This is a genomic window from Photobacterium gaetbulicola (assembly GCF_003025515.1).
Lineage (GTDB): Bacteria > Pseudomonadota > Gammaproteobacteria > Enterobacterales > Vibrionaceae > Photobacterium > Photobacterium gaetbulicola.
On record NZ_PYME01000012.1, the window covers coordinates 1 to 24,255 of the forward strand.

The 24,255-nt window shown below is 44.9% G+C and carries 39 protein-coding genes; 26 read left to right on the forward strand and 13 right to left on the reverse strand.

Annotation, left to right across the window (positions count from 1 at the left end; genetic code table 11):
• Positions 1-105: 105 nt before the first annotated feature.
• The 7 genes from C9J03_RS11835 to C9J03_RS26700 form a co-directional block, all read right to left on the reverse strand.
• Positions 106-1,365, reverse strand: coding sequence for a zonular occludens toxin domain-containing protein (locus tag C9J03_RS11835; RefSeq protein ID WP_044623318.1), 1,260 nt, complete (start codon positions 1,363-1,365; stop codon positions 106-108).
• 3 nt (positions 1,366-1,368) lie between these two features.
• Positions 1,369-1,698, reverse strand: a complete 330-nt coding sequence (locus C9J03_RS11840) for a DUF2523 family protein (protein ID WP_044623319.1) — start codon at positions 1,696-1,698, stop codon at positions 1,369-1,371.
• A gap of 8 nt (positions 1,699-1,706) precedes the next feature.
• A complete protein-coding gene (locus C9J03_RS26885; protein ID WP_197078599.1) occupies positions 1,707-3,275 on the reverse strand; it encodes a virulence factor TspB C-terminal domain-related protein in 1,569 nt (522 codons plus the stop codon).
• A 149-nt stretch (positions 3,276-3,424) separates the two neighbouring features.
• Positions 3,425-3,628: a major capsid protein gene (locus tag C9J03_RS11855; protein ID WP_044623321.1), complete on the reverse strand. Its 204-nt coding sequence runs from the start codon at positions 3,626-3,628 to the stop codon at positions 3,425-3,427.
• A 307-nt stretch (positions 3,629-3,935) separates the two neighbouring features.
• Positions 3,936-4,238 (reverse strand): hypothetical protein, encoded by a 303-nt coding sequence (locus C9J03_RS11860; protein WP_039461205.1) that lies wholly within the window; start codon positions 4,236-4,238, stop codon positions 3,936-3,938.
• A gap of 22 nt (positions 4,239-4,260) precedes the next feature.
• Complete coding sequence (locus C9J03_RS11865) at positions 4,261-5,532, reverse strand: replication initiation factor domain-containing protein (RefSeq protein ID WP_052829768.1); 1,272 nt, start codon at positions 5,530-5,532, stop codon at positions 4,261-4,263.
• Entirely contained in the window at positions 5,516-5,725 is a 210-nt protein-coding gene (locus C9J03_RS26700; protein WP_039461206.1) for a hypothetical protein, read from the reverse strand. The genes C9J03_RS11865 and C9J03_RS26700 overlap by 17 nt, the downstream gene beginning before the upstream one ends.
• Before the next feature lie 114 nt (positions 5,726-5,839).
• Here C9J03_RS26700 and C9J03_RS11870 point away from each other — a divergent pair, with 114 nt between their 5' ends.
• Positions 5,840-6,196, forward strand: a complete 357-nt coding sequence (locus C9J03_RS11870) for a DUF3693 domain-containing protein (RefSeq protein ID WP_044623322.1) — start codon at positions 5,840-5,842, stop codon at positions 6,194-6,196.
• Positions 6,197-6,213: 17 nt separating this feature from the next.
• Here the strand turns inward: C9J03_RS11870 and C9J03_RS11875 are convergent, their stop codons facing one another.
• Complete coding sequence (locus C9J03_RS11875; RefSeq protein ID WP_044623323.1) at positions 6,214-6,477, reverse strand: transcriptional regulator; 264 nt, start codon at positions 6,475-6,477, stop codon at positions 6,214-6,216.
• Between the two features lie 144 nt (positions 6,478-6,621).
• Between C9J03_RS11875 and C9J03_RS11880 the strand changes: the two genes are divergently transcribed.
• The 24 genes from C9J03_RS11880 (at position 6,622) to C9J03_RS11980 (ending at position 20,024) form a co-directional block, all read left to right on the forward strand.
• Positions 6,622-6,858, forward strand: a complete 237-nt coding sequence (locus tag C9J03_RS11880) for a hypothetical protein (protein ID WP_044623324.1) — start codon at positions 6,622-6,624, stop codon at positions 6,856-6,858.
• A complete protein-coding gene (locus C9J03_RS11885; RefSeq protein WP_044623325.1) occupies positions 6,855-7,136 on the forward strand; it encodes a hypothetical protein in 282 nt (93 codons plus the stop codon). The genes C9J03_RS11880 and C9J03_RS11885 overlap by 4 nt, the downstream gene beginning before the upstream one ends.
• On the forward strand, positions 7,133-7,684 hold the full coding sequence (locus tag C9J03_RS11890) for a 3'-5' exonuclease (protein WP_039456661.1): 552 nt from the start codon (positions 7,133-7,135) through the stop codon (positions 7,682-7,684). The genes C9J03_RS11885 and C9J03_RS11890 overlap by 4 nt, the downstream gene beginning before the upstream one ends.
• Positions 7,677-7,967, forward strand: a complete 291-nt coding sequence (locus C9J03_RS11895; RefSeq protein ID WP_044623326.1) for a hypothetical protein — start codon at positions 7,677-7,679, stop codon at positions 7,965-7,967. Before C9J03_RS11890 ends, C9J03_RS11895 begins: the two co-directional genes overlap by 8 nt.
• Complete coding sequence (locus C9J03_RS11900) at positions 7,967-9,625, forward strand: rolling circle replication-associated protein (RefSeq protein ID WP_044623327.1); 1,659 nt, start codon at positions 7,967-7,969, stop codon at positions 9,623-9,625. Before C9J03_RS11895 ends, C9J03_RS11900 begins: the two co-directional genes overlap by 1 nt.
• A 13-nt stretch (positions 9,626-9,638) precedes the next feature.
• Positions 9,639-9,806, forward strand: coding sequence for a hypothetical protein (locus C9J03_RS26705; RefSeq protein ID WP_162845561.1), 168 nt, complete (start codon positions 9,639-9,641; stop codon positions 9,804-9,806).
• Positions 9,799-10,251, forward strand: coding sequence for a hypothetical protein (locus C9J03_RS11905; RefSeq protein ID WP_044623328.1), 453 nt, complete (start codon positions 9,799-9,801; stop codon positions 10,249-10,251). Before C9J03_RS26705 ends, C9J03_RS11905 begins: the two co-directional genes overlap by 8 nt.
• Before the next feature lie 24 nt (positions 10,252-10,275).
• The gene (locus tag C9J03_RS11910) at positions 10,276-10,758 is read left to right on the forward strand and encodes a hypothetical protein (RefSeq protein WP_044623329.1); all 483 of its coding nucleotides are present in this window, start codon (positions 10,276-10,278) and stop codon (positions 10,756-10,758) included.
• A gap of 59 nt (positions 10,759-10,817) precedes the next feature.
• Positions 10,818-11,420, forward strand: coding sequence for an ATP-binding protein (locus C9J03_RS11915; RefSeq protein WP_044624484.1), 603 nt, complete (start codon positions 10,818-10,820; stop codon positions 11,418-11,420).
• A 109-nt stretch (positions 11,421-11,529) separates the two neighbouring features.
• Complete coding sequence (locus tag C9J03_RS11920) at positions 11,530-12,561, forward strand: hypothetical protein (protein ID WP_052829769.1); 1,032 nt, start codon at positions 11,530-11,532, stop codon at positions 12,559-12,561.
• Positions 12,561-13,949 carry a hypothetical protein gene (locus C9J03_RS11925; protein ID WP_044623330.1) on the forward strand — a complete coding sequence of 463 codons (1,389 nt, stop codon included), beginning with the start codon at positions 12,561-12,563 and terminating at the stop codon, positions 13,947-13,949. The genes C9J03_RS11920 and C9J03_RS11925 overlap by 1 nt, the downstream gene beginning before the upstream one ends.
• Before the next feature lie 125 nt (positions 13,950-14,074).
• Complete coding sequence (locus C9J03_RS27095; protein WP_276329429.1) at positions 14,075-14,203, forward strand: hypothetical protein; 129 nt, start codon at positions 14,075-14,077, stop codon at positions 14,201-14,203.
• A complete protein-coding gene (locus C9J03_RS11930) occupies positions 14,203-15,036 on the forward strand; it encodes a major capsid protein P2 (protein ID WP_044623331.1) in 834 nt (277 codons plus the stop codon). The genes C9J03_RS27095 and C9J03_RS11930 overlap by 1 nt, the downstream gene beginning before the upstream one ends.
• Positions 15,037-15,045: 9 nt before the next feature.
• Positions 15,046-15,321, forward strand: coding sequence for a hypothetical protein (locus C9J03_RS11935; protein WP_044623332.1), 276 nt, complete (start codon positions 15,046-15,048; stop codon positions 15,319-15,321).
• Positions 15,321-15,473, forward strand: a complete 153-nt coding sequence (locus C9J03_RS26710) for a hypothetical protein (RefSeq protein ID WP_156149940.1) — start codon at positions 15,321-15,323, stop codon at positions 15,471-15,473. Before C9J03_RS11935 ends, C9J03_RS26710 begins: the two co-directional genes overlap by 1 nt.
• Positions 15,470-15,667 carry a hypothetical protein gene (locus C9J03_RS11940; RefSeq protein ID WP_044623333.1) on the forward strand — a complete coding sequence of 66 codons (198 nt, stop codon included), beginning with the start codon at positions 15,470-15,472 and terminating at the stop codon, positions 15,665-15,667. Before C9J03_RS26710 ends, C9J03_RS11940 begins: the two co-directional genes overlap by 4 nt.
• Positions 15,667-16,083 (forward strand): hypothetical protein, encoded by a 417-nt coding sequence (locus C9J03_RS11945; RefSeq protein WP_052829770.1) that lies wholly within the window; start codon positions 15,667-15,669, stop codon positions 16,081-16,083. Before C9J03_RS11940 ends, C9J03_RS11945 begins: the two co-directional genes overlap by 1 nt.
• A complete protein-coding gene (locus C9J03_RS11950) occupies positions 16,084-16,662 on the forward strand; it encodes a hypothetical protein (RefSeq protein ID WP_044623334.1) in 579 nt (192 codons plus the stop codon).
• A complete protein-coding gene (locus C9J03_RS11955; protein WP_044623335.1) occupies positions 16,659-16,997 on the forward strand; it encodes a hypothetical protein in 339 nt (112 codons plus the stop codon). Before C9J03_RS11950 ends, C9J03_RS11955 begins: the two co-directional genes overlap by 4 nt.
• Before the next feature lie 17 nt (positions 16,998-17,014).
• Positions 17,015-17,437, forward strand: coding sequence for a hypothetical protein (locus C9J03_RS11960; RefSeq protein ID WP_146149077.1), 423 nt, complete (start codon positions 17,015-17,017; stop codon positions 17,435-17,437).
• Complete coding sequence (locus C9J03_RS11965) at positions 17,434-18,591, forward strand: hypothetical protein (protein ID WP_044623337.1); 1,158 nt, start codon at positions 17,434-17,436, stop codon at positions 18,589-18,591. Before C9J03_RS11960 ends, C9J03_RS11965 begins: the two co-directional genes overlap by 4 nt.
• A gap of 11 nt (positions 18,592-18,602) precedes the next feature.
• On the forward strand, positions 18,603-19,127 hold the full coding sequence (locus C9J03_RS11970) for a virion protein (RefSeq protein ID WP_052829771.1): 525 nt from the start codon (positions 18,603-18,605) through the stop codon (positions 19,125-19,127).
• Between the two features lie 94 nt (positions 19,128-19,221).
• Positions 19,222-19,419: a hypothetical protein gene (locus tag C9J03_RS11975; RefSeq protein ID WP_044623338.1), complete on the forward strand. Its 198-nt coding sequence runs from the start codon at positions 19,222-19,224 to the stop codon at positions 19,417-19,419.
• Between the two features lie 254 nt (positions 19,420-19,673).
• Positions 19,674-20,024: a hypothetical protein gene (locus C9J03_RS11980; protein ID WP_044623339.1), complete on the forward strand. Its 351-nt coding sequence runs from the start codon at positions 19,674-19,676 to the stop codon at positions 20,022-20,024.
• Positions 20,025-20,058: 34 nt separating this feature from the next.
• On the opposite strand, the gene C9J03_RS11985 is transcribed toward C9J03_RS11980, so the two are convergent.
• Together C9J03_RS11985 and C9J03_RS11990 are read right to left on the reverse strand one after the other, a co-directional pair.
• Positions 20,059-20,748, reverse strand: coding sequence for a hypothetical protein (locus C9J03_RS11985; RefSeq protein WP_044623340.1), 690 nt, complete (start codon positions 20,746-20,748; stop codon positions 20,059-20,061).
• A 109-nt stretch (positions 20,749-20,857) separates the two neighbouring features.
• On the reverse strand, positions 20,858-21,334 hold the full coding sequence (locus C9J03_RS11990; protein WP_044623341.1) for a phage protein: 477 nt from the start codon (positions 21,332-21,334) through the stop codon (positions 20,858-20,860).
• A 549-nt stretch (positions 21,335-21,883) separates the two neighbouring features.
• Between C9J03_RS11990 and C9J03_RS27020 the strand changes: the two genes are divergently transcribed.
• Positions 21,884-22,105 (forward strand): DUF3653 domain-containing protein, encoded by a 222-nt coding sequence (locus tag C9J03_RS27020; protein WP_231580664.1) that lies wholly within the window; start codon positions 21,884-21,886, stop codon positions 22,103-22,105.
• Between the two features lie 34 nt (positions 22,106-22,139).
• Here the strand turns inward: C9J03_RS27020 and C9J03_RS27025 are convergent, their stop codons facing one another.
• The 3 genes from C9J03_RS27025 to C9J03_RS12015 all read right to left on the reverse strand — a co-directional run bounded on the left by C9J03_RS27025 (position 22,140) and on the right by C9J03_RS12015 (position 24,230).
• Entirely contained in the window at positions 22,140-22,589 is a 450-nt protein-coding gene (locus C9J03_RS27025; RefSeq protein ID WP_231580665.1) for a hypothetical protein, read from the reverse strand.
• 168 nt (positions 22,590-22,757) lie between these two features.
• Positions 22,758-23,348 carry a hypothetical protein gene (locus tag C9J03_RS12005; protein ID WP_044623344.1) on the reverse strand — a complete coding sequence of 197 codons (591 nt, stop codon included), beginning with the start codon at positions 23,346-23,348 and terminating at the stop codon, positions 22,758-22,760.
• A 153-nt stretch (positions 23,349-23,501) separates the two neighbouring features.
• Complete coding sequence (locus tag C9J03_RS12015) at positions 23,502-24,230, reverse strand: hypothetical protein (protein ID WP_044623345.1); 729 nt, start codon at positions 24,228-24,230, stop codon at positions 23,502-23,504.
• Positions 24,231-24,255: the final 25 nt, after the last annotated feature.

Consider the following 24,255-nt stretch of genomic DNA (forward strand, 5'->3'; position numbering starts at 1 on the left):
CCGCCTCCGCTTCCTTGAGAATGGCAATGATCTGCTGTTCGTTGAATCGCTTCTTCATATTCACCTTCCTTCTTATAAGATGAACATTACTAAGTTATGGCTGGATTAGAAAGCGGGGAGCAGGTCACTTTGACGAGTTGAAGCTAAATGCGGGTCAAATAGTCCATTGTTCGCGATGCTTAAGCAGCTCTCTAGTTCAATCGAATAGGAAGTTGCTTGTTGGGTAATGCACCGACAATCGGTTGTCGTCTGATAGCACATCAAATCAGGATATGTAGCAGGTTCTAATCCACCGCTATAGATAGGAGCAGTCCAAGGAAGAGCTTTTATCTTAGGCTGATACGCTAAAATATCCGTATTCGCAATCTCAGTTGTTAGTGTGAGTGAGTCATCAACCGGCAAGGTTTCTTTATCGGTTGACTGCTCATCACTGAAAAAAATCGAGTAGACATATGGGAAGCCGACAAACAACATCAATAGAAAAGCAATAATAGATACAACCCCAAGGATAAGGCCACGTTTTGCTCCTTTGCTTAGTTTGTTGTTGTTGGTATCAAGCTCGGTCGAGTAGTAAGAACCGTAAAGGTGAACAGGGCGCTTAACCAATGATTTGTCAGCAGCTTTCTTTTCGAATGGATTGCTAATATCGATGTACTTTTTCTTCTTATAACACGCAACACGATCAGCACCGGCAAACTCATAGTGTGTATGGTAGTTCATCATGCGCCGGATAAAGATATCGACATTGGCAAAGTCTTGAGTAATGAAAACAAGATCCTTGCCAGTATGGCGGTGAGTAGAAATTGCCTCGAGTTCCTTAGGTACATCGCCGCGCGTTCTCGGCGGCCAATAGTGATGTATTTCGTCCATGACAATTACCGACTGATTTGGCAGCTCGACCCAAGACTTCGGATTATCGAAGTGTGTCCAGTGATAATTTAGCGGCTTGAGTTGGTCGAAGGTCAGGGCAGTTTCATCTATCTGCTTAATAGCTAGGTATTCATCTAGCTGTACTAGCCGTTCCTTGGAATAGACACGACGAACCCAATACAGCAAGATCTCGACCGGATTCGAATTACTATGATCTTGTTTGAGGTAAGGAAAGTCTTCCAGTTCAATAAAGCGATCTTCTTTCTTATGGATGGACTGTACCTTGCGAACCAATGCCGTATTGGATTTGTTGTTATGAAGATACCAACCATAGAACCAACCCTGAAAGGATGAACATACTTCAAAGTCCAGCATCAACAAGGGGATTCTGTGATAGTAAACTTCACGGCCTTCAAAGTTAGATTCACTCGTTACCATATCAATGGTGTTGAGGGTTTTGCCCGCACCTGGTAGTCCAGATATGCCATATTCCATGAGTTATTTCCCCGTCCCATTCCATGAAGGAAGATATTTTCTCGACGACAGTCCTTTAAGACCAAGTACAAACAAGTGAGCAGTAAGAATAATGTTGATGGCCTTATCCAATCCAAGTAAGCCCATAATCCCGACTATATCTGCAGGCATACCACCAAAACTGGCATCTATCTTATTCACAAAGTAGTCGAGGCCAACATTAATGCCTTCTACCACTAATAATGAAAATCCCAATGTGACAGCTGTCTGAATAAAAATAGAAGTAATGAAAGGCACTAATTTGGGAAGGAATGAAGCACCAACCCAAGATATTAAATTAACAATCAGTCCCATAATTCCACCTATAAGTTACCAATCCCACGACCAACCGTTAATGCAGCAACTAGCCATGCAATAGCAATAATGAAAGGCTGTAAATATTTCGCCAAATCACATAACGGTTGATAACTGAATTCAACCGTTTCCCCAAGCACAGATGCAGAAATAGGAGAAGGGCAACTTGATGAAAGTGAAACGCCACCATTTAAATATTTTGTATCTGGGTTGCTGAAATCTAACACGTCAGGGTTGATAAAATCAGCTTTCTCACCAGCAGCAATGATTGCATCAATTCCAGAATCAATACCCTTAAAGTTAGGTTCATAGCATTGCTTATCATGTTCAATTCTAAGAAGACTACAAAGAACGGCGTCTCCTTCACATTGAAATGCTGCACATTTACTGATGTCTGTTTTTTTAGACTGACATGATGAATGGTCTTTGTTTCTTTCACAAAACCCACTTTCCAATAAGCTATTAATATTAGCTAAACCATTCTTGATAGCACCAATTTCATCAGTCCCTTTATTTATTGCATCAACAACATCATTATTATCTTTGTCTGATATTTCTTTTAGGGATTTATTAGACTCATCTAATTGATCAACAAGCTTAATTGTATTTAATTCAATGTTACTCAGATATTGCTCTAAATTAAAATCTGGATCCGGACTAGGGTCAGGTTCTGGATCTGGGTCTGGACTAGGGTCAGGCTCTGGGTCTGGACTAGGGTCAGGATCAGGGCTAAGGTCTGGACCATTATTATCTGGGTCTGTTGGGGTATCACATGGTTGATTAGTATAATCATAATCAGCAATACAATCCGTATCTCTACAGAACTGAGTTGAAATATCTTTTACACCCAAACATCCCGTTTGACTACACCAAGTAGGAAAAGCGTCAACACCATGATCTTTAATTAACCACCAAACTTCAAATGAAGAACCAACCAAGGCATCACATTTAGCTGCATCACCGCCGCCACTACCGCCGCCACTACCGCCGCCATCACCGCCGCCATCACCGCCGCCATCACCGCCGCCATCACCGCCGCCATCACCACCGCCATCACACTCTGAGTCAACACAATCATCAATTGGAATATAGTCACATTGAAAGATAGGAGATTGTGTTCCGTCATCACATGATGCAGAAAAGTTCATGCTGTGGTTTTCTGGTAGTCCATCAAAGCATTGTTGTTCTGCAGTTTGTTTATCCTGGTTAAATTCTTCAGAGTTACAGTAATTTAATTCTGGCGCACACGTACTGGCATCCTCATACTCTTCACATTCAGGAGCTAGTTCTCCACAATATTTATCAAAATTACGTCCATCCCAAAAAGTATAAGATTTTTCACAAGTTGAACCATGACAAAGATAAGTCCTAAAAGCTGGAGCGTTTGAAATAAACTCATGCTTAATTATACCATCATAATCAACCCCACCAGTCAAATGGCCTTCAAGTCGAATTTTTGCTCTATTGTAAGCATATTCTTTATTCTGTCCATTCCCCAACCCAAGCTCTTGACAACTTACATTATTAGAAAATGAAAAGGGACTATATAAAATAAAAATAGTCAGTAACCATTTCATTTGTTTCCTCCAAGTAATATTGACATAGACAAAACAAATACAGCCATGCAATACCCACCCAACATCCATGATTGGTCTAACATAAAGCCTCCAATAAAAAAGGGCAGCAATCCGCTACCCTTAATTAGAAATGAATCAACCGAAGTTAATTAACTAAAGATGGCGCCTTTAACCCATTTGAAAGCAACAGAAGTAGCAGCTGGAGCGAGCTTTGCTACACCAATTGCAGAGACCGCGGCAGTGATTCCAGCAATAACAGTAACAGCACCACTAACATCTACTGTTTCTGCAAAAGCAGGTGAGGCAGACGCCAAAACAGCAGTAGCAATTAAAATCACATTAGACTTTTTCATATAACATTCCTTATTAATCAGAAATAGATAAACGTATTTGCCTAAAGGCATACGCAGTAACTAAAGGAATAACAGACGTTCCTATTAGAGTTTTTAAATCTGCTACCGATAAAGACATCTCAGCAACATATTTAACTGTCCAGCCTACAGGGCAATCACCATTTATAAGCTCGACCGTGCAGACTGGGATATACATTTTTAGTACCTAACACTCGGAAGAATATATTTATCGTAAATCCATATCGGCAGCATTTTTCCATGTTCGGATTGGAGTCGATAATAATGGACAATAAAGTTTGTTTTCATACTAATCCTTAAAGTCCACGACAACATTACGGGTCGGGTTCTGCGGGTCAGGCTCCAAGACCAGCTGGAGCTGGGTAGGATAGGAGAGTCCGGCGAACTGGGCGTATAGGTTCTGGTTGAACGCCATCGGGATTTGTTTTTCCTGCATACCGCAACGCTGGATGTTGTGGTCGTCGTTGACGAAAGATTCCGCCGACGCCAAGTACATAACGTTTGCCATTTGGTAAGGTTTGGGTGAGCCGGATTTCTTTGATACGCCGCTGCCCAATACAGCGCCCGTTACCATTACGTTTAAAGTTGTCATTGTCTTATTTCCCTGTATGTCATTACGCTAGTGAATAAATGTCGTGGTTATCGGGTTCGATGAATTTCATACATCGGAGCCGGATACCACTGGATTCGTCCGTATCCTCATAGACAGGCTGATTGAGTCGGTCTGGTATCTCATGGGATTCAAGATGGTTAGTCAGCAAGCGGACAATCTGGGAATCATCCATATCCAGACATTGGCGCATGAAGTTAACCAGCTTGCCGCATTGGGTCGCACCGTTACGCACGGCGTTATCAACGCTGGTAAACCATTTGCGCTTATGGGTAGCTATGCGGCATTGGTTTTCCTTGCTGACGAAGCTAAGGGCAGGGTAAGCGCCTGCCAGATACTTGTCGGGTTCAAGCAGTACATCAAACGGCAGTACACGATCTTTGGCGCGTAGCTCGAGTTCCCAGCGTACCCAGTCTTTGTGCTCGGACTTGAGCTGTTTGCCTTTTTCGTAGACACGAAGCATCTTGCCCGCGTCACGAGTACCGACATAAAGCGACTTGCCTTTGTCGGCCACGAAGCCAAAGCGTTTCTTGAGTGTTTCACTGTTGCCAGAGGTTTTCTGGTAGCTGGCCACTTGGGACATATGGCCCGACTCGATATAACAGTAAGAAGACGGACGGCCACGGGTAACAAACTGTCCATGCTCAGCCATTTTGCGAGCCGTCTGGATGTTGTATTTGCCGTCGAGAGAATCGAATGCGATATCTACGCGAGTAATTTTCGCACCTGGTAGTTGGTGCAGTGCGTTATGAACTTCATTCAAATCCAATACCGCCGTACCCGTACCGGAAAACGACACATAGCAGCCGTGGTTTTTTGCGCCCCAAGCACACAGGCCAGCTTGTTGGCCGTTGACGAGAATGTTGGCGGAATGCGAGTAACCAGAGAAGCCGCCGGAACGCAGGGAGAAAGACCAGTCATTGCCGAACAGGCCAAGGCCGTGATTAAGGCGATTGATGAAGCGGTCAACTTCACCACGGCAAAGACAGTCCAAGGTATTCAGGCCGAAGTGGTCGAGCATGTCACGTTTGATTTCATGGAACTTGCGCGAGTCAGCACCGATAGCAAATTCGGTATCACGCAGCTTGGCGCGGATAGCGGCCTTGTAATCAATAGCGGCAGTATCCAAGGCGTCACGGGTTACGCTGTCACCATATTCATTGAATTCGAAACCACGGATAGCCTTGATGGAAGCGCCCATTTTGGCGAGGTCGAAGATCTGGCTCAGTTCCTCGGGTGTCCACGAGAAGGACAGGTAATCAATAATCGCAGCCATTGTCGAAAACCCCCGAGTCATAAAGTGATTGCCAGTTGTCCGCCGTGACCAGATGAAGCTCATAGCCGGCGGGATAAAATTCTTGTCCGATTTGGTGCAGCTCAGCCAACGAACGGAAGTACTCGGGTTCGCCATCAATGAAGGCAAAGCCAGTCCCGTCGTCGTTGATTTCGTAGTAGAGCTGCGAAGACATTTGATTTAGCGCCTCAGTCACAAGATATGGTGACTATAGACACACAAATTGGTGACTGCAAGACACACATTTTGGTGACTTTAAGGCTAAAATGGAATTTATTGCGGAGGGCTTATGTATCAAAACCAATTAATTGATGCCTATAAAACGGCTAAAAACTACATCCAAGACAAGCAAGTTGCCCATGATTTGGGGATTCCAAAGCAAAGAATCTCCGAATATAGAAATGGAAAGCGTCATATGTCTGATACACAAGCAATTTTTCTAGCCGAAAATGCAAACATCGATATTCACGAGGCATTGATCTATCTGGCAGCCGACAAGGCCAAGGATCACAAGGCGCAGCAAGCGTGGCAGGACATAACGGCAAAGTTAAGTAACCAAGGATTTAGGGGCTTAGTCCTTGGTTTGACAGGATTTTTAGCCCTGGTGCCAACCATCCCTCAGTACGCATTATGTACCATGTGGTAAAGCATAAAGCTGCATAATTATGCGGGTTTGCCTTCACTTAAGGCATTGATAAGGCGGGGGTTTTTATATTTGTCTTCTAGTAGCCCGTAAACTACTTTTTGATCATTAATTTCAAGTAAATCAGCGACTTGAAAGGCAACGTCCCAGTCCATAGAGTTTAGTTCATTTCTCCATTTACTCAAACGAGAGCGGCTTACCCCAAGTTTCTGGGCAAGTTTATAGTCCGAGGGCAGGCCGTACTTGGCTTTGACCATATCCAACAATTCATTTGTGTAAGTCATAAATTACCCACGAAAATCAGCTAATTGTTAAATTTTAGGCTAACAAAATGTCTAAAACCACAGTTGAAGCCATGTTGACGTCGAATTGATATTGACTAATCCTATTGTTGCATATCAAAAACTTGCTTGTATGGGGATACAGACATGGACAACGTCAAAAAAGCTATTGTAAATCCGATTCATCGACCCTGCCCAGATATGGCTGGGTGTATTAATCCAAAACCTGAACTCACTCAAAAATCTCTCGAAACCGTTCGCCAACTTCGTGAGAAGTTTGGTTTCAAAACCACCAAACAGCGTGCCAAAGAGCACAGCCAGTACCTCAAGCAATTAGCCGTCTTTCAATACAACCGTGACATGATGGCAGGGGGTGCAAAATGAATGTTCATAAAGAACTATATAAATTGTTCTATCAGGCCGAGCGCCTTAGCCGCGCAATCCTTTTGGGGAAATATCACGGGTATAAATGCCCACTTGATTCTTCGCAGGATGCGATACGAATGGCCTACCGTTATGGGCTTGACGGCATTGATGTCGATGATTTGTTTAAAGCTCAAGCTGCTGCAACTACAGTGATGGTCCGTCGTAGAAAGCCAGAGTTTCAGCAGTCGCAAAGATTGCTTGATGCCATGGCTAAGCGTGAGGAGGCTGTCGCATGAAACCTATTAGCCTAGACAATGCCGTCATTCTGGATACAGAAACCACAGGCATTAACGACTTTGCCGAAATCGTCGAGGTATCGGTGATGGAAGCGAAAAGCGGTAAACCATTGCTAGATACTTTGGTGATGCCTGTACAGCTCGTACCCGGTGAAGCAATGGCAATCCATGGGATCACCAATCGTATGCTTCTGGGTGCGTCTTCATTTCCAATCATCTATAAGCAACTAGCCCAAGTTATCAAAGGCCGTGACGTTCTGATTTATAACGCTGCCTTTGATGTTCGCCTAATCCGCCAAAGCCTCAAGCGTTACGGCATTGATTTCCTGCCTTTCAAAACCCAATGCGTTATGGAGTGGTATGCCGAGTTCTTTGGGGAGTGGAATGAATACCACGGCAACTACAAATGGCAAAGTCTGACAAACGCCGCAGTTCAACAAAGCATTGATATTTCAGACTTGAAAGCCCACCGAGCCATGGCTGACTGTGAAATTACACGCAGGTTGATACTTGCGGTTAATAACCAGCTCGGAGGCAAACATGACTAATTTAAACCTAATCCCTAAGCAAGCAGCCAAAGCCCCCAAGTTGGGGGCGGCGGTTTCTTCCATGCCTTTGCATGATGTGACGATTCCGCTGGATAAGCCTGTAACGGCTGACTTCATGGCAAAACACGCCTTGGATGAATGGCGCCACTCGATGCAAATGGTGAAGCACCATCAACGGTTGGGGGACAAAGAAGGTTCAGCGTTCTTTCTCAACGATGCGGCCGAGTTTCGCCGCATCTATGTCGCTTTTAAGCGAGCCATCATTGAAATGGGAGGGCTCTGATGCTCCCCATCAATGATCTCCTGTATGTGGCTGGCGCTGTCCAGCCACATGACAAAACCAAAATGAACATTGCCAGCTATGATGCTGGTTTTTTTGGTTCCAATTCTGCCGAGTGGTTAAAACACGAACAGCAAAAACTTAACCAGTTTGCTCAACTTCACTATGTGCGTACCAAAGCGATCGCTAAACACGCCCGCGAAGCGGCGGCACGAAGTGACGGAGGCAATAGGCTTGTCCAAGGGCGCAAAAGTCCGACACACCCGAAAGTAGTTAGTATTTCCAGCCGTGTGGGCAGGCTACGCAAGGCACAGCGCCGTGATATCGAGTTGGTCAGCACCGAGTCCCACTACAACCATGATGGCTTGTATGATCTCCCTGATGCGCCTACGGACAAGCGTTTATCGACCGTCCGGCTGATGCACCGTGAATGGTCTGGCAGTTACCGCATTTTGCATCATACCCAAACCCGGCCGGGCGATGCACCAGACCCGCAAAGCGGTGAGCGCTACACTGAAAAACTGACCCAACGCGCCGTGACCAAAATCTTTGAGTCGGGTGCGTATGTTGCCGCTTGCGAGGGCGGTTTCACCACATTTCTTACACTGACGTTCACCCTAGAGCAGCGCCTTGCCATCTTTGGTGGGGAAACCACGCTTGGCCGGGAAGTATCCCGCTTTCTCGATGGCATTAAAAAGATGTTCCAGCGTGGCTGGCAAGGGATTGATGCCGATGGCGAACCGTTCGAGCTCGACGGCATTGCCGAGCCATTCCATTACATCTGGGTAGCCGAATGCCCGGCCAATGAAGACGGTGAACCGAACCCGCACGTTCACCTCATCATGAACTGGCAGGTTGATAAGCAATATTTCCAAGCATGGTCGGAAAGGCTGGAAAGTCTTTGGGGTAACGGGTTCGCCCACTTGGAGCGTATCCGCCAACCTAAAGCGGCCGGCTCTTACATTATTAAGGCCGTGGGCTATGCTGCCAAAGGCGAGAACGCCGACCAAGGGCTTATCAAAGGCAACCGCTATAACATTGCCCGTTGTAGTCGAGCGCCTGGTTGGGATTGCTTGGCCAATTTCGAAGCCCACAACATGGCCGCGATCATCAAAGAGTGTGGCTATCGGTTGGAGCACTGGAAAAAGCCGCTGCAGCGCAGCCTTTACCGATTGGAGAAAGAGAAAGAACGCGCCATCAAGGCTAAAGCCATTGCGAAAAAAGCCCAACGGCCAAAGGCGGCAATCCAAAAGCTGACCGCCTTGATTGCCCGGCTTGAAGGCCAACAACAAGCCATCAATAACCAAATCAAAGCCCGTGGCATTCATGCCAGCACCAAAAACCGTTTCTGTTTGTCGTTCGAAGGCGAACAGGCCGAAGACAAAGCCTATGATTTTCTGCTTTGGGCAGCAGGTGCCCGTGGATGGTCCATGCTGCCCAAAGATGATGATCCCGATTATCACCAAAATGTATCCGAAGCCCGAGTAATTGCCCAACGAGAGTACCGCCAACAGTACCAACGCTTTTTGCTCAAACAGGCCTATTGGAAATCTGTCTTGAATGACCCGCTTGCTCCTAACAGGGAAGAACCCTCCGAACTCGAGCTATCAGCCGCCAAAGCCGATCTCGAGTGGTACCAAAATCAGCAACTAGCCGCGTAAAGGACGCTAATACATGGAAGAACTCAACAAAATCACTGACCAGCTCAAGGGCGAAGTCGCCAAGGCAAACAGCAACCCGTTCGCCAGCAAAATCATGGCACCGATTCGCTTGGTGTTGGTCTGGATGGAAGGCGTAAACAACAAACTGATGGAACTAGAGCAAAGGGGGAAACATGGCTGAATCAATGCCCGTTCGAGCGTCGGCCAACAAAGTGGAAGGGATTAATCGGTGTGAGTGCGGCAATGTCCGCACCATCCACCGGGCAAGGGGCAAGCGTTCGAAGTACTTATACGCAATTTGTGACGACTGCGGTACCAACCAGCAAACCGGAAAATACTGGCAGTCTCGCTTTGAGCAGCATTACCCAACGATTGAAGCGCTGCACCAAGCCGAACAAGCCGCGCCAGTCGTGGAATCGGAAGGCGAACCCGAGTCGAATATTGAACCGGAATTACCCGAGCCGGAAACCGAAAGCGTGGTAGCTGTAACCGATGTTGAACCACAACCAAGCCAAACCGAACCCGAACCAGAGACCCAATCTGATGCGAAACCGTCCGGTTGGAAGTCAGTGATTGCAGGCGTTGTGCTTGGCGCGCTCACTGGCGGCATGATTGCCCGCTTTTAACCTAAACAAACCGAGAGATTGAGTATGGATACCGAAAACCTAGCCGCCAATGATGACGAGCTGAATACCAATCAAGGGATGGAAAGCCACAACGAGCAAGATGAAAAAGACTTCATCAACAGCTTGGATGATGACTTTGACCCGACCGCCGCTGATACCCAAGTGCAGCAGCAAGAACTTGAACAGCAAGCCGCTGGCGCAATGGTGTATGTCGGCTTGATGACCATCGAGCAGACCATGAAAACTATGGTTCACCCAAGGTTTGAGTTCGACCCGAAACAGGCCGAAAGCGTGGCTGAAAAGATTGCACCGCTGATTGTGAAATACGGCGGCAATCCGCCACCTTGGCTGGCGAAGTACATGGATGAAATCATGGCCGTGGCCGCGATTGGTATGCTTTCGCTTTCCAGTTACATGCAGGTACGAACCCTTAAGGCCGAAGATGTAGAGCTGGCTAAAAAGGCTAAGAAAGCCGCTAATGATGACCAACAGCAGGAGGCCGCTTGAAACTACAACCTATCAACCAAAACAATGCGCTGAGTAATCATCATGTCTATGTGGTTGGTATGTCTGGCTGCGGGAAAACTTCCGCAGCCAAAAAGCTGTTTATCAAACCGACCGACCAAGTTGCCATCTTTGACCCGCTTGGTGATTACGAAGACGAGTTGGCCGGGCGCAAGGTTCGCAGCTACGCCACATTGAAAGCCTTTGCCGCTGCCTTGATTGCCGGGCGTAAAACCAACCAGGGTTTCAAGATTGCGTACTATCCGAAACACGAAACCACCGAGGAAGATTTCGACAAGTTCTGCATGGTGGTGTGGGGCGTGGGGAACGGCAAGCACAAGAAACCACTCAAGGTGATCTGCGAAGAAGTGGCCGAACATACCAGCACCGCAGGCAAGGCGACGGGCTACCATGGAAAAATCTTGAGGCTAGGGCGCAAGTTTGGTCTTCACTCAATCAACATGTTCCAACGTGGGCAGGAAGTCTCGAAAACCATCATTGATAACTGCCAGTTTGCCTGTGTCATGATGCAAAAAGCCGATGATAGTGCACGGTACTTACAGCAGAAAACAGGGATACCAGCGAGTGTGATTATTGACCTAGAGAAGCTGGAGTATGTTTTGCAGGATGGGAAAGAGTGGAAATTTGGTGTTCTACAGTGGTAAAGGTGTCAGAAGTATGTCGTATTGATAGCAAAATCATCAATTGTGTTTGTTTTAGTGGATATCTGGGTATAGAATTCAATGCAAAACAAATTGTTAGTGATTTTTTATTATGTCTGAAGCCTTAAATTTAAACACAGAAGCACAGGAAGATAGTTTTCCAATAAAGCAACTATTCATTTTTGAAACGACAACGGATGGTGGATATCAAAAAGCTGACATTGATATCAATAAAAAACAGGATCTTCTTAGTTTTCTAGTAAGGGTATGCCGTTTAACATACTCTAGTAAGTCATCTCAGGCCTATAATTTTAATGAAGACTCATTGGTCTCTCAGTATGTTGATCTCTTACTTTCCAATGAACAAATAGATTATGAAAATGTTGCAAAGTCTATTGCCATTCAATTATCAACAGCAGAAAACAAAACGGTTAAAGATGGAACATTCATAATAGCTAGAATTAAAAACTCAAATCTCGACTCATTTATAATTTCCAAGCTTGATTTTGAAAAATACTTTGCAAGAGGAAGTTTTGAGTTAAAAACTGGATTACCTGAAGATAATGGAATATTGAAAAGCTGTTTGATTAACATTGACTCATCAGGTGAAAAAGAAGATGTTATATATTTGAGTGATAAAAATGGTAAGATTTCTCTTTTTTGGTATGAGAAATTTCTCATGTCAACACCAGTTGAAAAAGATAGCCTCAACACTCAAAAAGCATACACAATGTTTAAAGATGCTATTAAAAGAACTGTATTTAAAGAATCTAAGGCTGACTTTAATGACTTAGTAGAATGCATGAATGGCTATTTCTCAACTAATGAAGTTTTTAACTTTGATGGCTTTATTAAAAATACCATTGAGTCATATAGCCCTAGGGTTAGTGAAGTCAAAATTGATTTAGTGGTTAAAGAAATAATCAGATGCAAAAATAGAGCAAAGTTGGATGGTCAGTTTAATATTATTGTTGAAGATGTTAGAAAGCACTTTAAAAAAGTAGTTAAGTTGGATGAAGGTATGGAGCTAATTACAAAAGGAAGTGTTAAGGATAAAGTTTTTAAAACAAAAATAAAGAATAAGTATTATCTTGTTATTGATACTAAGGTTGGATTAGACGAGTTTGAAGAACGTGATATTTGATGATGGAGCTATCAAAAAAAGAAAGCCTTAAATTTTATGAATCATCCTTTAAAAATGTTGGTAAGGATGATTTTAAGCAAATAATAAATAATTTTATGGCTGAAACCAATGGGTTTAATAAAAAAGATTGTCTTGTATACATTGGTAAAGAACACTATGACACTTATCCAATCAATGATAGTGATGAGCTAGAGTCATGTGTTGTCAGTATAGGTGTACTTTTTTACAGCAATAAGTATATCAACCTAACTTTAAAGTGTGATAAAACCACCGATACTGCTATATCGATATTATGCTCAGATACATTTATTAAATCGATGAAGGAAGTGAGCTACCTAGAGCAGTTAAGAGATTGGCTTAATATTACGTCATCAAATATTTCTGAGATTAACTTTAATGGAAATGATATTGAACTTGAATATTATAACATTCATGCATCATCAAGCCAAGTTATAGAAAACAGAAGCAATCATTATATTGATTTTGCAAACTTTAACTTGAAGCCTTGTTTTTTCGATTTTTTATCAAATAAGGTGCTTAATCAAGCGTTGATTAAGTACTTTAAAGAACTTAGGTCTATAATTTGCCTTTCTTTATTATCAAAAGATTTTGACTTAAATAAAAGTAACTGCATTTTTCACTTTGAAGGTGATGTTATATTTGATCTGTCAGGTAACGACGATAATTTTTTATCTAATAATTCAGATTGCATATATAATGTTTTTAAATGGTCATATAATGATGAAAAGTATGTTGTAAAGGTTGGTATAGTTAATCAACTGATATCTAAATCTAGAAATATAAAGCTGGCATTCAATGATGGAATATTAGCATCTTTATCATCACTGTATCAGATTCATTTAAGAGAAGACTTCGAAAACTATCTAGAAATAAGAAATAAAGTTTCTGACTCAATCATGGAGCAGTGTAATAAAATATCTGAGTCAATTTATCAAAGTCGAAGTGGTGTTAAACAAACTTTGTTTGTAACAATGTCCTATTTCTTTTCTATCTTTGTTTTCACAGCAATTGATAAGGGTAAAATTGTTAACCTTTTTTCTCTACATGTATGCTTGCTATCTTCTCTTTTTTTAATTGTGTCGACTTTGATTGTTTTTTTTAATAAAAAGGAATTAGAGACGATTGTTGAACATCAAAAAGATGTTCTAGATGAAATTAAACAAAGAAATCAAATATTGTTATGCCCTGATGAAATTGATGCTTTTTTTAATTCTAAATCATTAAAGAATGCCATTACTTTATCTGAAAGCAAGAAACTTGAAATTCTTTCATATTCTGTTTTTGCGTTATCATTTGTTTTAATTTGGTATTTCTATTTTACAAAAGAAAGTTTTGTAAGTTTGCCTGTTTATTTGCACATAGTTTGAATTACTTCACAATAATTTATGCCCGCTAACCTATAGCCTTAGCGGGCTTTTTTGTGCTTGCCTTAAAACCAAATCACTTGCTTTCCTGATGGGGAACTTTTGTTAACCAACAGAGAGCAAACATCATGAGTGCAAAAACTAAGGGCTATGTGATCACCGGGGTGATCGCTATGTTTGTTGCAACAGGCGTTGTCTGGGCATCGAACAACGTTGATTCAGTTAAGAAGCTAACCAAGAAAAGCGGGTGGTTCTAATGGAGATTTATAATTCTCGATTTGCGCCACGCCCCAAAGAGCTAGACCCGGTCGAGGGTGTAGGCTGGGGCAACCGCGCATCACTGCGTCTGGTTTCGGGCCCAACGTATCACAGCATTGAACTAGTTACCGACATTACCGACCCAAACGATATTGAACGCGTTGAAGTATCGCTGAACGGTTCGGCCAAAATCAATGTGACAGGTGAAACGCTGGTTAAGCTACAAGCCCACCGCAAGAACTACGCCCAACCGGGGCGCTATGTCATTTCGTTTGGTGATGCCACGCTGCGCACCAAAATTGGTGTACGCCAAACCGACCTTGTCACCTTGGCAGGGGAAATTTGGTTTGTGTATATCACCCTCAAGTCAAAACCTGCAGGTACCACAGCGCCTAGTGTTCGCGCCCGTGCCCATGTGCTGCCTGCACAATCAGTACGCTACTACATGCCGCGTATCTATGAGCTAACGTGGTTTGCCTCGGCAACTGGCCGCACGCCGTTTGATTTCTCCGAGCGTAGCCCGGCTCTGAACCTCAAGCGTATTCACTTCCTTGATAACTCGGTTGATCGCGTTCGCGTACTGCGTGATAGCTTCGAAGAAATGAACGTCACCAAGGCAGATAACGCCTACGACTTGGCGCAGGCCAAGAAAGAGCAAAACGAAGGTTGGTTTAGCCTCGACTTTATCCGCTATGGCTTTGGTGCTGATGGCATGTTGAACACAGCAGCACGTAACCAGCTGGCTTTCGAGCTGGACAAGTCGGAAGTTGGCAGCGTACCGGTGATCATCGAAGCGGTCGAACAGGTGAATGCATTGCCGACCAAGGGCTAAGGGGGCGCAATGGAATTACTCGACAACATTGGTGAAACCCTCGGCGGGATTTGGGATACCGCCACAGCCGGGGGGGAATCCTGGTTGAATTCTTGGTTCGATAACGAGGCCGAAAAAGTGGCCTCGGCAGCACCGGAAGAAAACCGTAAACCGCAACATCAAGAGCCCGCACAACAACCGACAGGACAGCCAATTTACACCATGGCACCAACCAACACCGCCTTGATGTTAATGGGCGGCGGCTTTGTGGCACTGGCTGTTGTTTTGCTGCTAAGGGGGAAATGATGCCGTTTCTATTTTGGCCGCTACTGGCGGGTACAGTGGGGTTTGTTACTGGCATGTTTACCAGTGAAAAGGTCGGTCGAACATTACGCGTATTGGCTGCTGTCGTTATGGGGCTGTGGCTCTACGACATAGTGATGGGGAAAAAAGCATGATGAATATTCCCGGCCTGACGAACTCCGGCAGTATGCCGATTAATGCTGGGGCTGGCCCCAGCTCGGTAGGCGGCAATGAAGAAATCAATTTTCAGGGTGGTTCGGTGTCATTCGGTGCAAGTGGATTGCCGACTTGGACGCTGGCCGCAATGGCCGTTGGCTTGCTCTGGTTTGTGCTGAGGGGGAAAAAGTAATGCAGTTTTGTTTTATTTCCCCCGAACACCCTGACTATTCGCATCACATTCGCCGCTTGGGGGCGGCGTTTGATGATGCTGAAAATCCCGAAAAGGAATACCGCGAGATGAAAGAGCAACTAGCAGGCGGCACCCTCAGTTTGTACCACGCCAAGGATAGCGGCGTTGATTTGTCCATTGTCGGTGAAGCCGACGGACAAAGTTACTACGTGTGGGGTGTCGCTGGCGTTGGCTTCAAGGCTGGCATCCAAGAGCTGATTCGGCGGATCAAATTGTCAGGCTTCAAATCGGTAACTTGCGCCACGGCCAAGCAAGGCATACGCCGGATGTATCGCTATTTTGGCCGGAACGCCATTACGGAAGTGGAAAGGCTGAGTAATGGCAAGTTTTGCACATGGCATAAGTTGGAGGTGTAAATGGGACGCTCAAAATCCAGCAAATCATCAAATACCACCAATGTCAGTGGTACAGCTGCCGCGAGCGGTGATAACAACGGCGTAATGCTGTCCGGGGTGAATGATTCCAGTATCAGCGTGAACATGACCGACCATGGTGCCATGCAAATTGCTTCCGAGTTGGGCGAATTGGCTATTGCCAGCAATGTTGAGGTGACGACCGGGGCACTTGAAAGTAATACCGAGGTGTCCAAAGCTGCCTTGAATATGGGAGCACACTCGCTCAGTGAGGCATTGGACTTTGGCCGTGACTCTCTTGAGGGCGCATTGATGTTTGGCAATGAAGCCATGCACCTCAATGCCGAGGTCAGCAACAACGCCATTGATACAGTCAGCCAATCACACCATGAAAACCTACAGATGATCGCCGGACTGGCAGGCAGTCAAGCGGCTCAAAATACTGAAAATCTAGCTGCCTTGAAGGGCTTGGCAGAAATGAATGCGGATGGCGGCCAAGTGGCAACCAGTCGCCAGATGACCATTGTTGTCGGTTTGGTGATGGCCTTCATGGCCGTGATGATGGTCGGGGGTAAACGATGAATTTCCACCAAATGATGCAACCGCGCCAGCGTTCACAGTTCCAAGCCGTGGGCGAGTTTCTGTATATCGAGGCGTGTCCGGATTCGGTGGCAATTACCACCGAACGTGGCGAATACCGATTGAAGCAGGGCGCGCAGATTCTCGACCCGCAGTTAACAGGCCGCGTGACCGTCGAGAACATGGGCGAGGCGGGGACAGTGACGATTATCTGTGGCTTTGGTCGTTACATCCCGCCGACTGATGGGCAGGAAGTCTCCGTAACTAAAATGCCGACGGTGACCCTGTCACCCAACCAGCAAGTCAATATCGGCCAGTTACCCCACAAGTGGCATTAGTGGACGGGCAGGCCGTTGTGATTTCGCAACTACCCAAAGTTCAGCTTGAGCCAAACCAGCCCGTGACCGTGTCACAACTTCCGAGTGTGTCTTTGGCAGCAGGCCAACAAGTGGCAGTAACGGAACTGCCACGGGTGAAACTGGAAACCGGGCAAGCGGTTCGCGTCTATACCACCACGCCGATGCTCACCAAACCTGTTGGCGGGGAAAGCATGGCAACCAGCTTGCTGACTATCACCGAAGGCATGGGCGAATTGATTGCCAATACGTCACGCTGTCACGTTTTATTGAAAGCCAGCTCAACCAACATTGATGCGGTCACGCTGGGTACTGGCTGGACACTCGCCGCTGGCGAACAGCTCAAACTTGAAACCACCGCCGCCTTGAGCTTTTCAGGCACCGACGGTGACACCATTCAAATTATCGAGGTCACACGATGACAGGGAAAACATTACGCGAATTGCTGCCATCAGGCAGTGCCCGAAACAAAATTGAATTTCTGGCGGATGAACTACAGCATGGCTTAGAGCTGCTATCTGGGCTTGGCTCATCGGTAGTGAACCTCATCCATAACGGGGATTTTCAGGCGTCGAGTTACATGTCTGCGTTCAATTCGCATCACGCCTTTGCCCCCAAGGAAGGGGCATTTTCAACGAATGCGTTTTGTGAGCAGGCATCAAACGGGACGATGATGCCTGCAGGTTGGGGCGGTGAAGCTATCGGCGTCGATAATGAATTCCGTTCATCATTTGGGGTATGGGTTGACCATAGTAGCGCCAATGTACTGAATCGCGATTACGTGATGGTAGGACTGCCGAAGCATGTTAAATCCGCCATGGTGTTTCAGGGATTGGCTTACAAGGCGGTGGCCTTTGCGCCGTTTACTGCCCAGCGCCGTATCGTGCTTGACCCTGAGCACGGCGGCCGCCCCGAGTTTGTCACAGTCACGGCATCGGTTCGTTTCGGCACAGTGTGCAAATGGGGTGTGGTCGAGCTGAACCCGTCAACAGGTGACATTGAAGAGGTCATTTTCTGTGAGCCCTTCGCTGGTTCGCAAGCCAACCATGTTGTGCTGCGCAAAGACGGGCTGACCTTGAAAGCCAACAAGCTTTACGCCTTGGCGTTCTACGATATTCAATCCGAGTATGGTAACGGGGCTGACGGCTTGGTGATTGGTTGGGCGGCGGCGTTCTTCAATGATGAGCGAGATCCTAACTTATTCCCGAACGTCTGGCCGCGCGGTGATGCCGGAGAGTTCCAGATTCTCAGCAAGCCGACGTATGCCGAGCTGCAAACAGGCTACAACGTCGATTCACAACGCTTTACGGGCATGACCGACAAGCGAATCAACCATGCCACGCTGCGTGTCTGCGCATTGGATACATGGGACAACAGCTATCACGGCCAAATCAGCGAAGTGACCGAAGCTCAAAACGGTGACAATGTCACAATTACTATGGCCAGTGCCTCAAGCAGCAATAGCTATGCACTGTGCGCCAAGTTGACACCATATCCGCAGCGGATTGGCTTTTTCAAAGCTGATGGTTCAAGTGCATTTGATACCGTGGTGGATTACCAATCGCCTTATGCCTAAGGGTATCGCATATGAAATGGCTGATAGCACTAGCCATGGTGCTGTTATGGCTCAACAGCCGCAAGGGGCTGGTTATCTCAAGTGACCAGCCACGCCAACCGACGAATAACAATAACACAGGGATGAATGAAGATATGACCACCGGAATGCCGCGGGGTATCCGCAATCACAACCCGCTGAATATCGAATACAGCAAGCACAACAACTGGCGCGGCCAAGTGTCGAGCGATGGCCGATTTGTCATTTTCGAAGAGGATAAATGGGGTTTTCGCGCTGCGGCCCGCATCCTGCGCAGTTACCAGAAACGCGGGATCACCACCATCAACGACATTATCCATACCTTTGCGCCGAACCATGAGAACGACAGCGATCATTACGCCAATATGGTTGCCACTTGGACGGGTTACGGCAAGTACCAGGCACTCGACGCCAGTAACGACAACACCGCAGCGGTACTGCTCCAAGCCATGGCGCGGATGGAAGTCGGCCGCCAATATCCCATCAATGACGTGATGGAAGGAGTTGCACTGGCATGACAGTAAAGAAAGCCGCTACCTCGGTAGCACTCAGCGTCGCAGGCGTGGTAATCGGCGCCTATACACTCAAATATCTACGTAAAAAGGGATGGTTATGATTGATTTTAAACAGTCCAGTACCAAAACAGGTTTGATCCTTCTTGGCAGTGCTGCCGCAGGTTTGCTAACGGGCAATAGCGAACTAGTCACAGTGACAATTGGTGAAACCGGGGCGCAACTTGGTGGCACGATTCCGATGGTTGCCGCCATGCTTATTGGCTTGTTCGACACGGTTCGCCGGGAAAAAGGTTAGGGGGCTTGTGTGGGAGAGCTGCTGAAACTGTTTACAGAGATTGGCGTGAATCCGCCGACATTGATTATCTGTTACTTGCTTTTTCGGTCAGTAAAAGCACATGAGTCAGTGCTAGGTGAACTCAAAAAAATGTTAGCACAGCATGAAAAACGGATTATGAAATTGGAATGGGAAAGATCATCTATCCGTAATAGGTGATAACGACTCATATAGATAGTAAACTAGCTGCATATTATAGACAGAGGAATGCAACAATGGATTGGAACATCGTTTATATATCTATGTTTATTATTCTTGCTCTAGTGTTTTATGTGGGCTACGAGTTTTATAAAAGCCTTCCAAAGATACGTGAAGTTTGGAAAAAGTTAAAAAAATTCGAAAAGCACATGATCAAGATGGCAGCTTTATTAATTCTATTTTTGGCTACCTCTCCATTACAGCCAGATTCACCTAATTTCCTAAATGTTTTATACAAAATTGTTGAAAGCTTAGCTTTGGGGTTTGTTGTTGCGGGAGCTACCACGTTTGTCAAAGCAGCTCATAATATAAAGGAAATAGAGGAAGATAAAAAAGAAAAATTGAAAATAATCTCAGATAAATCATAGCATTAAGCCCGCATTTGCGGGCTTTGTATTTTCATTAATTTAGCGGAACAGAGCCCCACATATAAGCTTCTTTAGCATCGTTATAGATGAAACCTGCCAAGTATTTGGTGCTGTCCACAGTCACATTAAATGCCATACCTTTGTAGCTGCCATCAAATCCAGAGTTTGAACATCCCGAAGCATCAACATCGACCGTGTGATAGAACGACACTTCACTGATTAGCTTGCCGGACAATGTGCAGTCAGCGTTGATTGTCAGGTTCGCGGCACTGTCCAGTGACCAAGAGTCACCAGTCATTGGATCAGTGAAGGTACCAACAAGGCTATCCAATGGTCTAAGCTTATCGGTTTGTCGATCAAACGAGTATACAAACGGGTCGCCGTTGATAGTCGTTGAAACTCTAGCAGTATTACCTTCATAGAAAATGCTGACAACTTGGCTAGGTTCATAGAAATAGAGCCCATCAGAAATAACAGCTGCTCCCGTTAGCCTGAGTTCATTGGCAAGCGTGTAGATATTGTCAAAGTAAAAAATGGTGGTGCCATCTGAGATAAGCACTTTGCCTGCATTGTTTTTATCAACCAGCATGACAACTTCACCAGATTGAAATAGACCATCGAACTTCGTGCCGGTTTCTTTGCCTGAGCTGTCAGCATCGCCACCAGAGCCGCCGCCACATGCAGTGATAAAAATAGCGAGTAACAGTACAACTAGATTTCTCATTGGATCATCCTTGAAAGTGAATAAGGGATTTTAGTATGCAAGCAAATAACCGATTGGAAACCCTAAAAGTGTTTAGGTTAGAGTCAGTTAACGGATCAAATTGCAAAGGCTAGGGAGCTTGCTTCTTGGTTGCATGCTTCGCCATAATTTTGCGTTGTTGCTTCTTTTTATCCTTGCTAATCGTCTCATGCCGAGGTTGCTTGAGTCGGCGGCCGCCACGGAACGGCAGCTGCGTAACGACATTTGAACGAACGGGCACATAGTCCAATTCATAGAGCCGTTTTAACGCGTGGTACTCATCAAAACGGAGTGCCCAAGAGTCGAGTTCTTTGGGGCTGAACTGACGACCCTCGGGAGTGATGATAATACAGCGGTCTTCATCAACCCGAAAACCTTGCCAGCGGGTATCATCGGGCAGATAGCCACGGGCTCGAATAATCAGGAGTTTTTCGGCCATGGGGTTAACGTCGATGTGGCCGGATAACCAACGCTTGACGGTGATAGGACGAACGTGAAACCACGCGGACGCCTCAGCAATATTGTCGAAATGACGCCAGAACAGCTTGACGAAGGATTCGTGCAGCATGATGTGCCTCGCAAAATTTATCGTTTATTAAAAGTATTTTTCGATTAATCAAACGTGGATTGATAGACAACACCGATAAAACTAGCCAACAACAGTAAACCGGACTTAAGCCAACGTTTGTGGACACAAAACGCTAAGTCATTGCGAAAGATAGAAAAAGGTGCGTGTATCGTTTTAACTAACTGTTTCCAAGACATTTTGATGCTCCAAAACTAAAGGTTTCCAAGCTGACCCAAGCCAGGCTTGAGTTTGTTAAAATAATACCCGTCAGTGCGCATTATGGATGCGTTATGTTAAATACGGTCGTTGGCAAAGTTGTTAAATAACTCGAAACATCAACAGTTTAGGGGATTTATTATTCAATCGGTTGATTAATGATAGATTGAATAAATAAGCACTATGACTAGTAAGTTGACCGAAAACTACATTTTTAGAAAATTTGTCTGTGGACTGAGTAAAAAAAGGGTAGCTGAGCTATGTTTCAAATCTGTGAGAACCATCACACGTTGGGACTCGGGTCAGAAGATACCACCGGAGTGCAGACGACTAATGAAGCTCTATTCATGTAGAGATCTTGCAGCGATTAATGACGACTGGAGAGGGTGGCAAATCAAACAAGGGGAGTTGGTGACGCCGAACGGATGGACTTTAACCCCAGACAGGATCGTTACAGGAAATGCGCTTTTACAAATCAGTGCCGAGAACGATAGGGAGATGAAGGCCGCGATCATCAAAACTGCGAGAATGCTAAAAAGACTGCCTCTAGTGTAAAAAGATAAGCCCCGAAGAAGGGGCTATTTCATATTTACTCTGTAACTTCTCTTAGACCATCTAAGGCATTAACATAGTTAAGTACTTTGGACTTCAAATGATAAATCTCTTGCTGAAGTCTTCGATTTTCTCTGAGCTGCTCATCATGTAACTGGCTAAACTCTAAAGCAGCATAGCCACCTTCGATGAGAGCACCAGACTGAGTTGCTTTACCTGTGAGTTCCTTAAGAGCATCAATCATATTCTGGTGCTTTTCTGTATCTCTAATCGTGATTGCCATCATTAACCTCATTCTTCCCTGGAACAAATTAAGATAAATGATAGCAATCCTAAGTGGAGTTACAATAAGCCTGGATGAAAATTGATAGCAAAACCGCAAAATTGTTCCTGGAACAAATGCCAATTTTGATAGCTGCAACATTTCACCACGCTGTAGGGCACGACGACCCCAAAAACTTTCACCCCGTATTACTAGACGGGGCATGAAATCAAAGCCGCTACACTGTAACAATGTTCATGCAGCAACTAAGATTTATAGCCCTGTTAAGGTGTGAGCAACGCTACCACCTGACCTAAACCATTGCACCGTAAACACGAAACCCAACCTTGAGTTGAAAATGCCAAGCGTTGGGAATCACTCTTAAATGCTTTGTTAGGTTTTGGACTTCAGGATTGCATATAGAGCCTTTATATACTTGCAAGCTATTGGCTCTAAACGCTCAAATGAAATAGATAAATCTGTTAACTCATCACCAAATTGACCATGACGTGGATAGTTCTTTGCCAACTGTTTACTAATTACGCCTTCATGTTTAATTGCATTATTCAACAACCTTAGCTCATTGACTGCATTAAACTCCGGTAGTTTTTTTGCTTCTGGTGGCAATACTTTCCATAAATCATTCCAGTTGGAGAGGTTCCTTGTTCCTACTTCAAGATTGAAAAACCTAACAAGTTCTTTGTGCTTGAGCTCAACCCTTTTATAAAGCGCTAAGATGTATAACTCACCAGCTAGGTCGACAACACTAAACTTATAAATTGCGTCATCTTCAATCCATGAACGGTGCATATGCTCATGTTCTTTAAATAAAAATTTCATGTTGTCGTGTGCAGCTTGTGCTTGCTCAATCTTGGAAAACTCGCAGTCCATAGCTTCAGAAAAAACTTTTTTAAAGGAGTTGATAGTGTCAGTATCAAGACTAGACATATGACTTTCGATCAAATCTTCAAAAGATAAACTCAACTTACTCTCCTTAAAAACCTAACGCCCTGTTAAGGTGTGAGCAACGCAATACTGAAGCTCCCGCATACCACCTTAAACGCTAAACGCAACGCATAGTAAAAATGCCACGCGTTGCGAATCACTCTTAAACAGTTTGTTATTTGTCATTTTTTCCTATGAACTAGTCAGCAAAGGATCTTTTTCACCATTCGGTCCGACTAAACGAGTGTTAATAAGTGGAACTAACGGACGCAATGATAGCTTGTCAGTAAGATCATCATATACACGAGTTACAGACCACTCTTGCAATTGCGAGGTTTTACCGTCAACTACAATATTCATTGAAGCTACAGTATAACGAGGAAACTTGTACTGAGGCACAGCTGACAATGAATCCATTAAAGTCAGCACATTATCGTTTTTCTGAGGATCTGCCGCAGCATAGTGAGCAGCCACTTTGTTTCGCCATAATTTGACAGGCTTGGGTAGCCACTCATTGCGTTCGTTGTATATGAGTTCTTTTACTTCTTGTGCGCGCTTCTTGATGTCATCGTATTCATTTCCCTGATTGAGGAACTTCTGAATACCAAAGAGGGAGCATAAGTTCATCATGTAAATGCTGAACACATCAAAATTTGTTGTACCACAAGCAATTAAGTATGGGTCATTCATACTTAACCCACCTAACTGTAAGTGTATAGGTGGTAAAGGAGGTAGTTTCCCTCGATAGTAGAAATTCAATACCTGTTCTGCTTCGTGCTGCGTTTTATAGCAATTCATTAAAAACTTTAAGTTTTCATAATGTCTAACATTACTAGCTTCACGATACAAAAGAGATTTCACTTGATTGATCGGATATTCAAGTAAATCATCACTTCCATCTTGAGATATACCAAATTTCATTTATTAACAGCCTTGATTTTTAGCT

What these genes read in the sequence shown, in the direction of transcription:
- C9J03_RS11900 (WP_044623327.1), top strand. Translation starts at nt 7,967, where the DNA reads ATGCTCCCCATCAATGATCTCCTGTATGTGGCTGGCGCTGTCCAGCCA.
- C9J03_RS27020 (WP_231580664.1), top strand. Translation starts at nt 21,884, where the DNA reads ATGAAGCTCTATTCATGTAGAGATCTTGCAGCGATTAATGACGACTGG.
- C9J03_RS11920 (WP_052829769.1), top strand. Translation starts at nt 11,530, where the DNA reads ATGTCTGAAGCCTTAAATTTAAACACAGAAGCACAGGAAGATAGTTTT.
- C9J03_RS11950 (WP_044623334.1), top strand. Translation starts at nt 16,084, where the DNA reads ATGGGACGCTCAAAATCCAGCAAATCATCAAATACCACCAATGTCAGT.
- C9J03_RS11860 (WP_039461205.1), bottom strand. Translation starts at nt 4,238, where the DNA reads ATGACAACTTTAAACGTAATGGTAACGGGCGCTGTATTGGGCAGCGGC.
- C9J03_RS11895 (WP_044623326.1), top strand. Translation starts at nt 7,677, where the DNA reads ATGACTAATTTAAACCTAATCCCTAAGCAAGCAGCCAAAGCCCCCAAG.
- C9J03_RS11915 (WP_044624484.1), top strand. Translation starts at nt 10,818, where the DNA reads ATGTCTGGCTGCGGGAAAACTTCCGCAGCCAAAAAGCTGTTTATCAAA.
- C9J03_RS11965 (WP_044623337.1), top strand. Translation starts at nt 17,434, where the DNA reads ATGACAGGGAAAACATTACGCGAATTGCTGCCATCAGGCAGTGCCCGA.
- C9J03_RS11925 (WP_044623330.1), top strand. Translation starts at nt 12,561, where the DNA reads ATGATGGAGCTATCAAAAAAAGAAAGCCTTAAATTTTATGAATCATCC.
- C9J03_RS11880 (WP_044623324.1), top strand. Translation starts at nt 6,622, where the DNA reads ATGGACAACGTCAAAAAAGCTATTGTAAATCCGATTCATCGACCCTGC.
- C9J03_RS27095 (WP_276329429.1), top strand. Translation starts at nt 14,075, where the DNA reads ATGAGTGCAAAAACTAAGGGCTATGTGATCACCGGGGTGATCGCTATG.
- C9J03_RS11985 (WP_044623340.1), bottom strand. Translation starts at nt 20,748, where the DNA reads ATGAGAAATCTAGTTGTACTGTTACTCGCTATTTTTATCACTGCATGT.
- C9J03_RS11910 (WP_044623329.1), top strand. Translation starts at nt 10,276, where the DNA reads ATGGATACCGAAAACCTAGCCGCCAATGATGACGAGCTGAATACCAAT.
- C9J03_RS11905 (WP_044623328.1), top strand. Translation starts at nt 9,799, where the DNA reads ATGGCTGAATCAATGCCCGTTCGAGCGTCGGCCAACAAAGTGGAAGGG.
- C9J03_RS11940 (WP_044623333.1), top strand. Translation starts at nt 15,470, where the DNA reads ATGATGAATATTCCCGGCCTGACGAACTCCGGCAGTATGCCGATTAAT.
- C9J03_RS11955 (WP_044623335.1), top strand. Translation starts at nt 16,659, where the DNA reads ATGAATTTCCACCAAATGATGCAACCGCGCCAGCGTTCACAGTTCCAA.
- C9J03_RS27025 (WP_231580665.1), bottom strand. Translation starts at nt 22,589, where the DNA reads ATGCCCCGTCTAGTAATACGGGGTGAAAGTTTTTGGGGTCGTCGTGCC.
- C9J03_RS11875 (WP_044623323.1), bottom strand. Translation starts at nt 6,477, where the DNA reads ATGACTTACACAAATGAATTGTTGGATATGGTCAAAGCCAAGTACGGC.
- C9J03_RS26710 (WP_156149940.1), top strand. Translation starts at nt 15,321, where the DNA reads ATGCCGTTTCTATTTTGGCCGCTACTGGCGGGTACAGTGGGGTTTGTT.
- C9J03_RS11870 (WP_044623322.1), top strand. Translation starts at nt 5,840, where the DNA reads ATGTATCAAAACCAATTAATTGATGCCTATAAAACGGCTAAAAACTAC.
- C9J03_RS11935 (WP_044623332.1), top strand. Translation starts at nt 15,046, where the DNA reads ATGGAATTACTCGACAACATTGGTGAAACCCTCGGCGGGATTTGGGAT.
- C9J03_RS11840 (WP_044623319.1), bottom strand. Translation starts at nt 1,698, where the DNA reads ATGGGACTGATTGTTAATTTAATATCTTGGGTTGGTGCTTCATTCCTT.
- C9J03_RS11855 (WP_044623321.1), bottom strand. Translation starts at nt 3,628, where the DNA reads ATGAAAAAGTCTAATGTGATTTTAATTGCTACTGCTGTTTTGGCGTCT.
- C9J03_RS12015 (WP_044623345.1), bottom strand. Translation starts at nt 24,230, where the DNA reads ATGAAATTTGGTATATCTCAAGATGGAAGTGATGATTTACTTGAATAT.
- C9J03_RS11885 (WP_044623325.1), top strand. Translation starts at nt 6,855, where the DNA reads ATGAATGTTCATAAAGAACTATATAAATTGTTCTATCAGGCCGAGCGC.
- C9J03_RS26885 (WP_197078599.1), bottom strand. Translation starts at nt 3,275, where the DNA reads ATGAAATGGTTACTGACTATTTTTATTTTATATAGTCCCTTTTCATTT.
- C9J03_RS26705 (WP_162845561.1), top strand. Translation starts at nt 9,639, where the DNA reads ATGGAAGAACTCAACAAAATCACTGACCAGCTCAAGGGCGAAGTCGCC.
- C9J03_RS11945 (WP_052829770.1), top strand. Translation starts at nt 15,667, where the DNA reads ATGCAGTTTTGTTTTATTTCCCCCGAACACCCTGACTATTCGCATCAC.
- C9J03_RS11865 (WP_052829768.1), bottom strand. Translation starts at nt 5,532, where the DNA reads ATGGCTGCGATTATTGATTACCTGTCCTTCTCGTGGACACCCGAGGAA.
- C9J03_RS11990 (WP_044623341.1), bottom strand. Translation starts at nt 21,334, where the DNA reads ATGCTGCACGAATCCTTCGTCAAGCTGTTCTGGCGTCATTTCGACAAT.
- C9J03_RS11930 (WP_044623331.1), top strand. Translation starts at nt 14,203, where the DNA reads ATGGAGATTTATAATTCTCGATTTGCGCCACGCCCCAAAGAGCTAGAC.
- C9J03_RS11890 (WP_039456661.1), top strand. Translation starts at nt 7,133, where the DNA reads ATGAAACCTATTAGCCTAGACAATGCCGTCATTCTGGATACAGAAACC.
- C9J03_RS26700 (WP_039461206.1), bottom strand. Translation starts at nt 5,725, where the DNA reads ATGTCTTCGCAGCTCTACTACGAAATCAACGACGACGGGACTGGCTTT.
- C9J03_RS11975 (WP_044623338.1), top strand. Translation starts at nt 19,222, where the DNA reads ATGATTGATTTTAAACAGTCCAGTACCAAAACAGGTTTGATCCTTCTT.
- C9J03_RS11970 (WP_052829771.1), top strand. Translation starts at nt 18,603, where the DNA reads ATGAAATGGCTGATAGCACTAGCCATGGTGCTGTTATGGCTCAACAGC.
- C9J03_RS11980 (WP_044623339.1), top strand. Translation starts at nt 19,674, where the DNA reads ATGGATTGGAACATCGTTTATATATCTATGTTTATTATTCTTGCTCTA.
- C9J03_RS11835 (WP_044623318.1), bottom strand. Translation starts at nt 1,365, where the DNA reads ATGGAATATGGCATATCTGGACTACCAGGTGCGGGCAAAACCCTCAAC.